General features: G+C 62.1%; 14 protein-coding genes. 5 read left to right on the top strand and 9 right to left on the bottom strand.

What is annotated here, in order from left to right; translation table 11 throughout:
• Positions 1 to 27: 27 nt before the first annotated feature.
• From carA to pyrR, 4 genes are all read right to left on the bottom strand, one after another.
• Positions 28 to 1,191 (bottom strand): glutamine-hydrolyzing carbamoyl-phosphate synthase small subunit, encoded by a 1,164-nt coding sequence (gene carA / locus HMPREF3009_RS07930; protein WP_070681192.1) that lies wholly within the window; start codon positions 1,189 to 1,191, stop codon positions 28 to 30.
• 115 nt (positions 1,192 to 1,306) lie between these two features.
• Positions 1,307 to 2,695 carry a dihydroorotase gene (locus HMPREF3009_RS07925; protein ID WP_070681190.1) on the bottom strand — a complete coding sequence of 463 codons (1,389 nt, stop codon included), beginning with the start codon at positions 2,693 to 2,695 and terminating at the stop codon, positions 1,307 to 1,309.
• Between the two features lie 42 nt (positions 2,696 to 2,737).
• On the bottom strand, positions 2,738 to 3,709 hold the full coding sequence (locus HMPREF3009_RS07920; RefSeq protein ID WP_070681186.1) for an aspartate carbamoyltransferase catalytic subunit: 972 nt from the start codon (positions 3,707 to 3,709) through the stop codon (positions 2,738 to 2,740).
• A complete protein-coding gene (gene pyrR, locus HMPREF3009_RS07915; protein ID WP_070681183.1) occupies positions 3,710 to 4,300 on the bottom strand; it encodes a bifunctional pyr operon transcriptional regulator/uracil phosphoribosyltransferase PyrR in 591 nt (196 codons plus the stop codon).
• Positions 4,301 to 4,461: 161 nt separating this feature from the next.
• On the opposite strand from pyrR, the gene HMPREF3009_RS07910 reads away from it, so the two are divergent.
• From HMPREF3009_RS07910 to HMPREF3009_RS07890, 5 genes are read left to right on the top strand one after another with little or no spacing between them, the layout of a single operon-like run.
• The gene (locus HMPREF3009_RS07910) at positions 4,462 to 5,859 is read left to right on the top strand and encodes a TIGR01777 family oxidoreductase (RefSeq protein ID WP_070681180.1); all 1,398 of its coding nucleotides are present in this window, start codon (positions 4,462 to 4,464) and stop codon (positions 5,857 to 5,859) included.
• 28 nt (positions 5,860 to 5,887) lie between these two features.
• A complete protein-coding gene (locus HMPREF3009_RS07905) occupies positions 5,888 to 6,403 on the top strand; it encodes a YbjN domain-containing protein (RefSeq protein ID WP_046649083.1) in 516 nt (171 codons plus the stop codon).
• The gene (locus HMPREF3009_RS07900) at positions 6,396 to 6,917 is read left to right on the top strand and encodes a YbjN domain-containing protein (RefSeq protein WP_070516569.1); all 522 of its coding nucleotides are present in this window, start codon (positions 6,396 to 6,398) and stop codon (positions 6,915 to 6,917) included. The genes HMPREF3009_RS07905 and HMPREF3009_RS07900 overlap by 8 nt, the downstream gene beginning before the upstream one ends.
• The gene (locus tag HMPREF3009_RS07895; RefSeq protein WP_070516567.1) at positions 6,914 to 7,435 is read left to right on the top strand and encodes a hypothetical protein; all 522 of its coding nucleotides are present in this window, start codon (positions 6,914 to 6,916) and stop codon (positions 7,433 to 7,435) included. The genes HMPREF3009_RS07900 and HMPREF3009_RS07895 overlap by 4 nt, the downstream gene beginning before the upstream one ends.
• Positions 7,432 to 7,944, top strand: a complete 513-nt coding sequence (locus tag HMPREF3009_RS07890) for a hypothetical protein (RefSeq protein ID WP_070516565.1) — start codon at positions 7,432 to 7,434, stop codon at positions 7,942 to 7,944. The genes HMPREF3009_RS07895 and HMPREF3009_RS07890 overlap by 4 nt, the downstream gene beginning before the upstream one ends.
• Positions 7,945 to 7,947: 3 nt before the next feature.
• Here HMPREF3009_RS07890 and HMPREF3009_RS07885 read toward each other — a convergent pair whose 3' ends face one another.
• Genes HMPREF3009_RS07885 through HMPREF3009_RS07865 form a run of 5 tightly spaced genes read right to left on the bottom strand, consistent with a single transcriptional unit; the run spans position 7,948 to position 12,834 of the window.
• The gene (locus HMPREF3009_RS07885) at positions 7,948 to 8,802 is read right to left on the bottom strand and encodes a PPK2 family polyphosphate kinase (protein ID WP_070681178.1); all 855 of its coding nucleotides are present in this window, start codon (positions 8,800 to 8,802) and stop codon (positions 7,948 to 7,950) included.
• A gap of 25 nt (positions 8,803 to 8,827) precedes the next feature.
• Positions 8,828 to 9,583 (bottom strand): sulfite exporter TauE/SafE family protein, encoded by a 756-nt coding sequence (locus HMPREF3009_RS07880; RefSeq protein WP_070681175.1) that lies wholly within the window; start codon positions 9,581 to 9,583, stop codon positions 8,828 to 8,830.
• 6 nt (positions 9,584 to 9,589) lie between these two features.
• Entirely contained in the window at positions 9,590 to 10,066 is a 477-nt protein-coding gene (gene coaD / locus HMPREF3009_RS07875) for a pantetheine-phosphate adenylyltransferase (protein ID WP_046649077.1), read from the bottom strand.
• A 2-nt stretch (positions 10,067 to 10,068) separates the two neighbouring features.
• Positions 10,069 to 10,695 (bottom strand): 16S rRNA (guanine(966)-N(2))-methyltransferase RsmD, encoded by a 627-nt coding sequence (gene rsmD, locus HMPREF3009_RS07870; RefSeq protein ID WP_070681172.1) that lies wholly within the window; start codon positions 10,693 to 10,695, stop codon positions 10,069 to 10,071.
• Between the two features lie 42 nt (positions 10,696 to 10,737).
• A complete protein-coding gene (locus HMPREF3009_RS07865; RefSeq protein ID WP_070681169.1) occupies positions 10,738 to 12,834 on the bottom strand; it encodes an ATP-dependent DNA helicase RecG in 2,097 nt (698 codons plus the stop codon).

Genomic DNA, 12,834 nt, shown 5'->3' with positions numbered 1-12,834 from the left:
TTTCTTCTTCCTTTTCCTGGTTGTGTTCTACTTGTTCGGAGACTTTTCAGTCATGAGCTCAATGAACTGGTCAAAGAGCGGGTTAGCATCGTGCGGGCCAGCCGCGGACTCTGGGTGGTACTGCACGGAGTAGGCCATGCCATCCTTGAGCGCAACACCTTCGATGGTGTTGTCATTGAGGCAGGTGTGAGACACCACTGCCGGGCCGAAGTTGGTATCGAATTCCTCACCGGCCGGGTCTTCCTTGCCTGACGGGCTAGCCAGGGCGAAGCCGTGGTTCTGAGAGGTGATGTCGATTTTTCCGGTGAGCTGGTTGCGCACCGGCACGTTGATGCCGCGGTGGCCGAACTTCAGCTTGTAGGTATCCATGCCCAGCGCACGGCCGAGGATCTGGTTGCCGAAGCAGATGCCGAAGAACGGGTACTTGGCGGCGAGGATGTCGCGGACGATGCCAACCATGGTGTCCGCAGTAGCCGGGTCGCCCGGACCGTTGGAGACAAACACACCGTCCGGCTTGTACTGCTTGATCTCCTCGAACGGGGTGTTGGCGGGAACCACGATGGTTTCGATGCCGCGCTCGGCAAAGTTCTTCGGTGTGGCGGTCTTGACTCCCATGTCGTAGGCCACGACGGTGAAGAGCTTCTCCCCTACGGCCGGGAAGGAATAAACCTCATCAGTCGAGACCTCTGCCGACAGGTCGAGTCCGGCCATGGAGGGCTGATTCTTCACCTCAGCGATGAGCTCCTCGACGTCCCGCTCAGCATCGGCACCGGAGAAGATACCGGCCTTGATGGAGCCATGGTTGCGCAGGTGGCGCACCAGGGTGCGGGTATCGATGCCGCTGATACCAATGATGCCCTGCTTTTCCATCTCCTCCGGCAGTGAGCGCTCGGCGCGCCAGTTGGAGACGCGGCGGGCAAGGTCGCGGATGACCAGACCGGCGGCCCAAATCTTGTCGCCGTGGGACTCATTGTCCTCATCATTCCAACCTGTATTACCAATCTGCGGCGCGGAGGCCACGACGATCTGGCGGTGGTACGACGGATCCGTCATGGTCTCCTGGTAGCCCGTCATGGCGGTGGTGAAGACAGCCTCGCCCAGGGTCGTACCCGTGGCGCCAAAGCCAAAGCCACGGAAGGTGCGGCCATCAGCGAGGACCAGGATGGCGGGGGTGGTAGTAGTGGAAGTCACTGTGTGTTGAACCTTTCAGTGAATTTTCTCGGTGAAGGGTGATTGTGTTGGGGACGTGCGTTGGTGTGCGTTGACTACTTAAGTGGTGAGCAACTCTGATTGTCGATTATCCCGATTACTCGGCCGCCTCGCTGCCGCTTTCAGCCGCTAGGTCGTAGGTCACCGCGCCCCGCAGGATGGTGTAGGCCACGCGTGCACCGAATTCCTCCCCCTCATAGGGGTTGTTCTCCGACTTCGAGGCCAGGCGCGTGGAATCGGATACCCACTGGTGTTCCGGATCAACGATGGTAAGGTTTGCGGGCTCTCCCACGGCAATCGGGCGGCCATGGCCGGGCAGACGGGTGATCTCGGCCGGGCGTTCCGACATGACGCGGGCAACGAAGCGCCAGTCGGCCAGACCGGTGGCAACGAAAAGCTTGGCGATGACCGCCAGGGAGGATTCCAGTCCCAGCATGCCCGGCTTGGCGTGTTCGAACTCGACGCACTTGTCTTCGCTGCCGTGCGGGGCGTGGTCGGTCGCCACGACGTCGATAAGCCCGTCGAGCAAGGCCTGGCGCAGGGCCAGGGTGTCGGATTCCTCGCGCAACGGTGGGTTGACGCGGTAGACGCCGTCGTAGGTCACCAGCTTGTCATCGGTCAGCAGCAGGTGGTGCGGGGTCACCTCGGCGGTCAGCGGAATGCCCTGTTCCTTGGCCCATTTGAGCAGCTCCACGGTGCCTTTCGTCGAAGCGTGGCAGATGTGCATGCGGTTGCCATAGTCACGCGCGAGTAGTGCGTCGCGGGCGACGATGGACTCCTCGGCCACGCGGGGCCAGCCGCGCAGGCCCAGGCGGGCCGCAACCTCGCCCTCGTGGGCGCTAGCGCCGTCAGTCATGCGGTGGTCCTCTGCGTGCTGGGCCAGCAGGACGTCAAGGCCCTTGGCGTACTCCAAGGCACGGCGCATGAGCTGCGGGTCTTGGACGCACTTGCCGTCATCAGAGAACATGCGCACCTTGGCATCCGAGCGGGCCATCATGCCAAACTCGGTCAGGGTCTTGCCCTCGAGGCCCTTCGTGATGGAGCCGACCGGGTGAACATCGCACAGGCCGCGTGCCTGGCCCTTGGCCCAGACGGACTCGGCGATGATCGGCTGGTCCGTCACCGGTGAGGTGTTGGCCATGGTGAACACGGCGGTAAAGCCACCCTTGGCGGCAGCCCGCGAACCGGTTTCGATGGTCTCGGTGTCCTCGCGGCCGGGCTCACGCAGGTGAACGTGCATGTCCACCAGCCCCGGCAGCAGCACGTTGCCGCTACCGTCGATAGTGCGGTCCACCTCAACTGCCGGGGTCACGGCCCCGGCGTCCCTGGCGTCACCGGCGTCAGCGGCAGCACCGATGGCTTCGATGACGCCATCCTTGATCAGGATGCTGGTGGGCTCACCCTCGCCATAGGGGCGAACGTTGGTGATGAGCAGAGTGCCGGCCGCGGGAGCAGAGAGCACGCCGGTGTCTGGATAAGTAGTCATGGATTCTTCAGCTCTCCTCGTTGCTAAGTGGGACATATCGATTTAGATACCGGCGTTCTCGCCGTTAGTGAGCAGCGTAAACAAAGCCGCCATGCGCACGTGGACACCGTTGTTAACCTGCTGGAGGACCGCGGTGTTGTCATAGTCAGCCACGGCGTAGTTGATCTCCATGCCGCGGACCATGGGGCCTGGGTGCATGATGATGGCGTCCTTCTTCATGGCCGCTGCGCGGTCCTTGGACAGCCCGTAGAGAGTGGCGTACTCGCGGTGCGAGGGGAAGAAACCGCCGTTCATGCGCTCTGCTTGCACGCGCAGCATCATGACGACGTCTGCCTTGGCCACCTCGGCATCGAAATCGTGGGAGACGCGCACCGGCCAGGTGTCGACGCCGAAAGGCAGCAGCGTCGGCGGGGCGACGAGCGTGACTTCAGCACCCAGCGTGGAGAGCAGGTCCACGTTGGAGCGCACCACGCGAGAATGCAGGCAGTCACCGACGATGGCCACGTTGAGCCCCTCAAAACCGGTGCCGGCTGCAGAGCGATCCGCGTCCAGCTGTAGGAGCTGGCGCATCGTGACGGCGTCGAGAAGCGCCTGCGTGGGGTGCTGGTGGGAGCCATCGCCGGCGTTAATCACGCTCGGGCCCTGGCCGCCGGGCGCTACCCAGCTGGCTAGCTGCTGTGCCGCACCGGAGGAAGGATGGCGCATGATGATGGCGTCCGCCCCGATGGACGCCAGGGTCAGGCCCGTGTCCTTGAGGGACTCGCCCTTCTTGACCGAGGACGTCGAAGCGGAGAGGTTAATGACATCCGCCGACATCCACTTGCCCGCCGTCTCGAAAGAGGAACGAGTGCGCGTGGAATTCTCATAGAACAGGGTAAAGACAGTACGACCGCGCAGCGTGGGCAACTTCTTGACCTCGCGGCCTTCTAGGGCCTCCCGGAAGCGGTCGGCCTCATCCATCAGACCGAGAATCTCCTCGGCGCTGTGGTCGGCGATGTTAATAAGGTGCTTCATTTATGCCTCCTTGCCGGGCTGTGCAGTGAAGCGGGTGAGAACGACGGCATCGCGCCCATCAATGTCGGCGTTGTACACGGTGACATCCTCATCCCGCGCGGTGGGGATGTTCTTGCCCACGTAGTCGGCGCGGATGGGTACCTGGCGGTGCCCGCGGTCCACGAGGACGGCGAGCTGGATGATGTCGGGGCGGCCGATGTCCGCGAGGGCATCGAGGGCGGCACGGATGGTGCGGCCGGAGTAAAGGACGTCGTCGACAAGAATGACGGTGGCGCCATCGATCCCGCCGTCAGGCACCGTCGTGGGCTGCAAGGCACGGTGCGGGCGGGCATATAAATCGTCTCGGTACAAAGTGATGTCGAGGGAGCCCCAGGGAATCTCCACCCCAGAGAATTCCTCAATCTTTTCGGCAAGGCGCTGCGCCAAAGGCACGCCACCAGAGGGAATGCCTAAGAGCAGGACTCGAGAAGAATCACTCGAATCTAGCGCCGTCTTTTCAATGATCTGGTGCGCGATGCGTGCGACAGTACGCGCGACGTCTGAGGAGCTCAGCAGCTCGGTGGACTCCGCGTGGGTGCCGGATTCACTCATCGTGACCTCCTTCCCCGCCTCACGGTGCGGTCTTTAAAGGATGTCGGACAATGGTTCAGTGGACTTGTCTATGCTTGAAAGCCAGCACTAACCATAGCACTCTTCACGCGTGCTTGGTACGCCCTCGCACCCCCGAATCTCCTGAGGCAGGTCTATAGACAGTGAGTTTCACTACCCAGCACGTTGTCCCCGCCCCGCGCGAAGACGTATGGCAGTGGCATACCCGCCAGGGGGCGTTTGCTCGCCTCACCCCACCTTTCGGTTTTATGACCCCGCTTCAGCAAGCCGAGTCCTTGGCCGATGGAACCTCAATATTGGGCTTTCCCGGCGGCCTGAAATGGGTTGCCCGCCACGACCTCAGCCGCTACCAACCGCGGCGGTCCTTCGCGGATGTCTGTATCAACGCCCCCTTCCGCTCCTTGGCGAATTGGCGCCACGAGCACTTCTTTGAGGATCACCCGGAGGGCACGCTCATCACGGACAAGGTGGAGACCCGCATCCCCGCCGGAGCCCTGGAATCGATCTTCGCTTACCGCCAGCAGCAGCTCATCGAAGACTTTCGCTTTGCCCACAGGCTCGGCGCACTCAACGCCGAGCCCCGCACGATAGCGATAACCGGAACGCACGGGACGGTGGGCGCGGCTGTGGCTGCGCAATTGGGCACCCTGGGCCACACCGTCATCCCTTTGGTGCGCTCCAACCCCGGGCCTGGCGAGCGCCTCTGGCGCCCACAGTTGCCAGCGAAGGACCTGCTGGAGGGCGTTGACGTTCTCATCCACTTGGCCGGCGAACCTATCTTTGGGCGTTTTAATTCCGCGCATAAAGAGGCCATTCGCGATTCCCGCGTCGAGCCTACTCGCCTACTGGCCCAGCTGGCTGCTGAGACCCCGTCCCTGACCGCCATGGTGTGCGCCTCCGCCATTGGAATCTACGGCCCGGACAGGGGTGAGACGGAACTGACCGAGGAATCGGAGCGCGGCGAGGGTTTTCTCGCTGACGTCGTCGCCGACTGGGAGGCGGCGTGTGAGCCGGCGCGGGAGGCTGGAAAGCGCGTGGTTAACCTGCGTACCGGTATTGTGCAATCAGCCAATGCAGGGATCCTGCCGCTGCTACGCGGGCTGTTTTCCACTGGTCTTGGCGGCGCTTTTGGCAAAGGCACCATGTGGAATAGCTGGATTGCGCACGATGATCTTTCTGACATGTTTGTCCGCGCCGCGCTCGACCCAGCCTGGCACGGCGTCATCAACGCGGTCTCCCCCACTCCGGTGCTCAACCGCGATTATGTTGATGCCCTTGGTTCCTTGCTCCACCGCCCCACCATCATTCCGATTCCCAGCGTCGGTCCGGCGCTGCTGCTGGGCAAGGAAGGTGCGCGTGAGCTTGCGCTGGCTAACCAAAAGGTTCTGCCCACGCGCGCGGAAGCGCTCGGCCATACTTTCCGCTATCCCGAGATCGCTCCAGCGCTTGCCCACGAGCTGGGCGGGGAAAAGCTCTACGAGGACCCCACCTGCGCACCCCAGGAAGACGGCTCCGGTAGTGTCGGGGCCGGAAAAGATTAAGAAGAATGTAGCGAAGTGAGTAGAAGAATTGACTGACACCACTAATCACGACGAAGCGCAGCAGCGCCAGCTGCAGCCCGATACTCCGATTGAGGAGGTCACACTCGAGCGCATTGCGGAGATCTTTAAGTCAGAAGGCTTGGAATACCGCATCGAAGAGCAAAAGACGCAGGACGGCCAGACGGTCAACCTTTTGCGCACCGGCTTCTCGAACGCCGCCATTGCCTTCCAGCTGGTTGGCTCCTCCCTCATCGTTGATTCCGTGTGGCGCGGTTCTGTGCCCGCCTCCGAGGGCCCGGCGCTCCTCATGCACATCAACGCCTGGAACCAGGATCACTTCACGCCGACGTTCCGCTTCTTTGAGGCTCCGGACAACGCCTTGGCAGTCTCCGGTGCGCGCGATCTCGACCTGACCCACGGCGCTTCCCGCAACCAGTTAGGCGCGTTCGTCATGTCCACCCTGGATGCCGTGTTGCAGTCCTTCGAGTGGATTGAACAGCAGTACCCGCAGCTCGTCACCTGGAAGGAGCACAACCATGACTAATCCTGCGACTACCCCCGCCGAGGATCCGCACGCACTGCCGGAGGTCACCCTCGACCGCATCATTGAGGCAATGAAGACCTTCGACATCGAACTCGAGCCGGTCACCGGCCGCGACGACGCCGCCACCGCCAACCTCAACGGCCTGCCGTGCATGTTCGCTGTGCTGGAAAGCGTTGCCATCGTGCGCTGCGATGTGCCAACGGACGTCAACTACGCCAAGGCCGACGCCGGCCTTTTCCTCGCGGCTAACCAGATCAATTCCGTGGCTATGGGGGCCCGCGCCGTCATTGCTGACTTCGACGGCATGCTGCTCGTGCGCACCGAGGCCGATATTCCGTGCGCGGCCGGCATGACCGACGAACAACTCGCGGCCGCGCTGCGCGCCTCCGTGGATGGTGTCATCAACGCCCAGAACGCCATGGTCGCCGCCGCCGAGGAAATGGCCAAGCTCGGTTCCGAATCTGCTGCACAGGCGGGCGAGGGAGCTGAGGGCGCGCAGGGTGAGCAGCAGTGACCGATCTCCACGTGGTTGAGCCGGTCACCATTGACCGGCTGGCGCAGTTGTGCGAGCTTATCGATGCCGACTACGCGCTCATCGAAGCTGCCCCCGAGGAAGGCGACGCTCCTGGTGCCGGCGACGACAACGCCCCCGCGCGCCGCGTCCTGCAGACCGGTGTGCCGCATATCGCGGTGCACTGTGACCTCGACGCGGAAGGCGACGTATTGAGCGCCTTCGCCTCCTGGGAAGGCACGCTTCCCGCGCACCTCGAACACGACGTTGCTGCTGCCGTGGCGGAGCTGAACTGGGCCAGCGTGGCGCCCACCTTGAACTTCCTCGTCGAAGAGGACGCGAAGGGCAACGCGGAGATCCACCTAGGCGCCAACCGCGCCATGGCCGTGGGCGAAGGTTTGTCCTTGGCCCAGCTGGGGCATTTCCTGCTGAGCTCGCTCGCCAGCTTCGCGGAGATTTTCGACGTCGTGGCGCAGCGTTTTCCCCAGGCGGTCACCTGGAACGAGGAGGAGCAAGCATGAACCACAACGCTAGCGAAGGCACCGATCCTTTCGACATCCTGTCTGGGTCTCCGCTGCCCGCCGTCAGCCGGGACAGCGTGCTGAGCGTGCTCAACGGTACGGAACTAGATATGGCGGCCACCGCGCACCCGGAGGACCCCACTGCGGCGGTTGCCCGCCTCAATGACCTTGATTGGGTTATCACCGTCGACGATGGCCTCGTGCGCATGGAATGCGTGCTGCCGACGCAGCTCGACGCGGACATGCTCCCGATCTTCCACGTCTTGTGCAACGAGTTCAATTCCAGTGCCTTCGATGGGCGCGCGATCGTTGGCCTCGTTGAGGATGAGGTGGAGCTGCGTGGTGATGCCTGCTTCGTCACCACGGCGGGTCTGAACGAGGACCAGCTCTTCCACGCCCTCAACCTGGGAATTATCAATGCCCAGGAAGCGCTGTTGTCCGTCCTCGATAGTTTCAACGCCGCCGCCCGTGAGCTCGCCAGCGACGTCGATGAGGCACAGAGCGACTAGTTCTTAGTCGGCGTCCTCGATGCGCTGGCGCTCCACCTCCGGGTCGAAGTCGGGCGCCGGCCATTCGAGGTCAATATGGCGTAGGAGATCCACGATGAGGAACTTCAGCGCCATGCGGGCGTATTTCTTGTTATCGGTAGGAATGACATACCAGGGCGCATAGTTTTCATCCGTGCGCTGGATGGCGTCCTGGTAGGCCGCCATGTACTTATCCCAATAGGCGCGCTCCTCCACATCGGCGGGATCGTATTTCCAGAACTTGTCTTCCCGCTCCGTGCGCTCCAGCAGATTCTCCTTCTGGGCTTCCTTGGACAGGTGTAGGAAGATCTTGATGACCTTGACACCCTTCGCTGTCAGGTCGAGCTCATAATCCCGGATAGCCTCGATGCGGCGGTCCACTTCTTCTTCGTCGACCCACTCGTGCACGCGCTGAATGAGGACGTCTTCGTAGTGGGAGCGGTCAAAGGCCACAATCTGTCCCGGCTGCGGGTCGTGCTTGCGGATGCGCCACAAGAAGTCATGTTCCAGCTCTTCCTCGGTGGGCTTTCCGAAACCAACCGTGGTGGTTCCCTGCGGGTCGAAGGTGCTGAGCACGTGGCGAATAGCACCGCCCTTGCCCGAGGTATCCATTCCCTGCAACACAATGAGCACCGCTGGGGCGTCCTCACCATAGCTGCGACCGTTGGCAAAGAGCCGCTCCTGCAGTTCATAGAGCTCGTCATCGTACTTGGTGAAACGGGCATCGAGCTCGTCCTTGTCACCGTCGAAGCCGGGGGTTGCGGAGGCATCGACCGAGTCGATCTGAAAATTCTTGCCTGCGCGCAGGGAGAGCGCGTCTTCAATCTTGAACTTCGCCATGGGTCCACCTTACCCAGGCAGTGTTTTAAGCGCCCAGCGTGGAAAGACCGCGCAGCAGAGCACTCAGCGCTCCCAGGCTAGCCAGCGCCAGCGACAGCGTGTGGGCTTTCTCCCGCGAGACGTGCCCGGCGATCTTCTTGCCTACAAGGATGCCGACGCACATGCCGATTATTCCGCAAGGCCACACCAGCCAGTGCAGGCCCTCGAAACCGCCGGAGCCCAGGAAGTACTTCGTCAGAACAGAGGACAATCCGCCGATGACAAAGCAGGGTTGCAGGGTCGCGGCGAGGATTGACTTAGGCCACCGCGCAGCCTGGGCGTACACGGTGATGACGGGGCCGGCGACGCCGGCCAGGGTATTGGTAAAACCGCCCAAGATACCCGCGGAGATCGCGGGCCCCGTCCCCCGCATCTCTGGGACGAATTTGCGGCCGAAGACCACCACGCCCAGCGCGATCAACAAGGCGGCGCCCACGAGCACCAATAACGCCGAGGTATCGATGCGCGCGATAAGCAGCGCCGCCGGGATTGAGCCGAGGACCATGAAGGGGCCGATGCGCAGCCACTTATTCCAAGCCACATTCTCGCGCATCGAATAGGTCGTGAGGATGGCGTTAATGCAGGCCAAAACGTTGATGACCATGATGCCTTCCACGGGGCCGAGGAAGAGCGTCAAGATGGGCCCGCCAATGAGGCCCAACCCCATGCCGGAGACTCGCTGCAGGCAGGAGCCGACTATGACGGTAACGAGGACGACGAAAGGTATTGCCAGTACAGACATGTCTCCTTAGCCTCGGTAGCGTTCCATTACGGCGGCCGCAACGTGCTCTGGGAACATACCCGTGACATCGCCGCCGTACTGTGCCACCTGCTTGCACAGGGAGGAGGAGATATAGCCGTACTTTTCATCAGTGAGCAAGAAGACAGTATCGATCCCGGAAAGGCGCCGGTTCATCTGTGCCATCGGCAGCTCATACTCGTAGTCCAAGGAGGAGCGCAGGCCTTTGACAATGGTGTCTATGCCATGGGCACTGGTGTAATCCACGAGCAGGCCGCCCCACCAGTCCACCTGGATCTCTGGCGCGACGGTACGGCGGATGAGATCCACGCGCTCCTCCACGCTAAACAGTCCGGACGGCTTGTCAGGATTTCCCGTCACCAGCACGGTGACCTTGTCAAACAATTCGCTGGCGCGGTTAAATACGTCAACGTGGCCCAGCGTGATGGGGTCGAAAGATCCCGGGCAGACGGCGTGGGTGGGCATGGCTAATCCTCCTTGGTTTCGGTCATGGCGGTGTCTTCGCTACCCGCGTTGTCGCTGTAGTCGCTGTCCTCAGCGCGGTGATAAATCGCCATATCAAAACGCGCAATGCCAAAGGTCCGCTTCTTGAGTTTCTGGCCGGTGGGCTCAAAGCCTTCCGGCCACTGCGTTTGTGGGGAATCCACATGGCGTTCGATGACGACGATTGCGGCATCATCCAACACCGGTTCGATCGCGGCCAACAGCCCATCCACATCATCGAACTCATAGGGAGGATCCGCGAGCACCATATCGAAATACCCGCGCGGGGCGGTCGCTAGATAGGACGAGGCCTTCATCTCGCGTACCTCGACGCGCGGGTGCTTCACCACCCCTATGTTGTGCCGGATGATCTTCACCGCCGCAGGATTGTTTTCCACCAAGACCACTTCCTCAGCGCCGCGGCTGGCTGCCTCCAGGCCTAAGGCACCGGAGCCAGCAAACAAATCCAGCACGCGGGAGTCGATGAAACCCCAACGCACGTTCAACGATGAGAAAAGGCCCTCGCGGGCACGGTCAGAGGTAGGTCTAGTCCCGGCTTCCGGCACCTTGATGGTGCGCCCCCGGGCCTCCCCAGCAATGATTCTGGTCATGGCCTCTACCCTATCTCCCCACAGCTGCGCGCGGTGACTGACCTAGTTCTTCTCCAAAAACTCCTGCTCATCCGCACTCAAATTGTGTGTCAACTCCACCGCTAGCTCGGGATTGCGCTCCACCAATGCGGCAGCATCAGCATGCGTGCGCTCAACAATGTCCCTATCATGGCTGAGATCCAGCAGCTTCAGAGTGCGCTTGGTGCCAGATTGCAGCGTTCCTAGGATGTCCCCTTCGTGGCGCTGCCGAAGATCTAGCTCCGCCAAATCAAAACCTGACGGCGTATCCGCGATGGCCTGGATGCGCCGGTAGGACTTACTGTCGGGCTCGGCGGTGGTATGCAGCAAGCACACGGAGTCGTTACCACCGCGACCCACGCGCCCACGCAGCTGGTGCAACTGCGAGACGCCAAAATTCTCCGATTCACGGATTAACATCACGGTGGCGTTGGGCACGTCGACGCCAACCTCGATGACGGTGGTCGCCACGAGGACGTCGATTTCCCCGCGGGCGAAGCGCTCCATGACCTCATCCTTATCGGGAATTTTGCCGTGCAGCATCTCCACCCGCAGCCCCCGCAACGGCAAGTTGCGCAGCTGTACGGACATCGTTTCCACGCCGCCTTCGCCTTCAATCCGCGGGCAGACGATATAGGCCTGGTGGCCCTTTTCTACCTCTTCGCGAATTCTCTCGATGGCGCGGCGTACCCATTCCGGTTTCCATTCGGGCACCACCGCGGACAAGATAGGCTTTCGCCCGCCTGGCAGCTCCTTGAGAGTGGACACGGCCAAATCGCCGAAGACGGTCATGGCAATCGTGCGCGGGATCGGTGTCGCCGTCATGACCAACAGGTGGGGGCTCGTGCCCTCCCGGGTTTTGGTGCGCAGGCTATCGCGCTGCTCCACGCCGAATCGGTGCTGCTCATCCACGATGACGAGGCCCAAGTCAAAGAACTCCACCGTGTCTTGGATGATGGCATGCGTTCCGATGACGATATCGGCCTCGCCGGAGACAATCTCCAGCAGCGCCTGCCGCTTCTCCGCCGTCTTCATCGAGCCGGTCAACACGGTGACGGTGACTCCTTCGGGAACGCTGGCGCTAATCGACGCCCCATGCTGCGCCGCCAGCACCTCCGTCGGCGCGAGAAGGGCAGCCTGCTTGCCAGCGTCGACCGCCTGCAGCATGGCGCACGTGGCCACCAGGGTCTTGCCCGAGCCCACCTCGCCCTGCAGCAGACGCATCATGGGCGCGGTGCCACACAGGTCCGCGTCGATCTCCGCGATGACGCGGCGCTGGCCCGCAGTCAGTTCAAAGGGCAGCTCGCTGAGCAGTTCGTCGCGGTAGCCGTCCAAAATCGCTGGCATCGGGGTTGCCGTACGCGCCTTGACATCGCGCTGGCGCAGGGCCATGACCAGCCCAATCGACAGCGCCTCATTGTATTTCAGGCGTTGGATGGCGCGTTCGGGCCCGTGCTCACCCGGTTCGTGGATCTCACGGACGGCTTGGTCCAGCGTCACCATCATGCGGTAGTCCAGTGGCTCCGGAATCGAAGGCGTATTTTCCAGCACCTTGTGGATAGCACCCATGATGTACCACGATGTCACCTTCCCGCTCGCCGGGTAGACGGGGATCCACTCGCGCTGCAGGAAGGTGTCCAGTGAACCGAACTGGGAGAGCTTCTTCAGCGAGCCCGTCCCCTGCCCGGACGTGCTATCCAGCAAGGATTCCTGATAACGGCCGGGATCGAGGATGAGGAAGTCAGGGTGCTGCAGGCTGGGATATCCCCGAAAGTACTTCAGCTTGCCAGACAGCATGACGCGCATGCCGCGCCCCAGCACGCGCTGCACGTAGTGCGCGTTAAAGAAAGAGGCTTGGACTCCACTATCCATGTAGAGAATAAAGACCATGGCTTTGGAGGTGTGCTTGACGCGGACATCCTCAATGACACCGGTGATGGTGACGTGGTCACCGTCCTCGGCACCGCCGAGGCCGACGTCCTTGTTGTGGCGGATGTAGTCCCGTGGATAGTGGCTGAGCAGCTCGCCGCACGTGGTGTACCCGAAGGCTCGCTTGATTGCTGAGGCATCCTTCTTTGCCAGAATCTCCGTCAGCGCACGGTCATCCTGCCACCCCAGCAT

It is taken from the genome of Corynebacterium sp. HMSC034H07 (assembly GCF_001815175.1).
In the GTDB taxonomy this organism is placed as follows: Bacteria; Actinomycetota; Actinomycetes; order Mycobacteriales; family Mycobacteriaceae; genus Corynebacterium; species Corynebacterium hiratae.
This window is presented reverse-complemented; position numbering and strand designations above follow the sequence as displayed.

Excerpts from the sequence above, each read along its gene's own strand:
- HMPREF3009_RS07900 (WP_070516569.1), top strand. The coding sequence starts at position 6,396 with ATGACTAATCCTGCGACTACCCCCGCCGAGGATCCGCACGCACTGCCG.
- HMPREF3009_RS07885 (WP_070681178.1), bottom strand. The coding sequence starts at position 8,802 with ATGGCGAAGTTCAAGATTGAAGACGCGCTCTCCCTGCGCGCAGGCAAG.
- pyrR (WP_070681183.1), bottom strand. The coding sequence starts at position 4,300 with ATGAGTGAATCCGGCACCCACGCGGAGTCCACCGAGCTGCTGAGCTCC.
- HMPREF3009_RS07865 (WP_070681169.1), bottom strand. The coding sequence starts at position 12,834 with ATGCTGGGGTGGCAGGATGACCGTGCGCTGACGGAGATTCTGGCAAAG.
- coaD (WP_046649077.1), bottom strand. The coding sequence starts at position 10,066 with ATGCCCACCCACGCCGTCTGCCCGGGATCTTTCGACCCCATCACGCTG.
- HMPREF3009_RS07925 (WP_070681190.1), bottom strand. The coding sequence starts at position 2,695 with ATGACTACTTATCCAGACACCGGCGTGCTCTCTGCTCCCGCGGCCGGC.
- HMPREF3009_RS07920 (WP_070681186.1), bottom strand. The coding sequence starts at position 3,709 with ATGAAGCACCTTATTAACATCGCCGACCACAGCGCCGAGGAGATTCTC.
- HMPREF3009_RS07890 (WP_070516565.1), top strand. The coding sequence starts at position 7,432 with ATGAACCACAACGCTAGCGAAGGCACCGATCCTTTCGACATCCTGTCT.
- rsmD (WP_070681172.1), bottom strand. The coding sequence starts at position 10,695 with ATGACCAGAATCATTGCTGGGGAGGCCCGGGGGCGCACCATCAAGGTG.
- HMPREF3009_RS07880 (WP_070681175.1), bottom strand. The coding sequence starts at position 9,583 with ATGTCTGTACTGGCAATACCTTTCGTCGTCCTCGTTACCGTCATAGTC.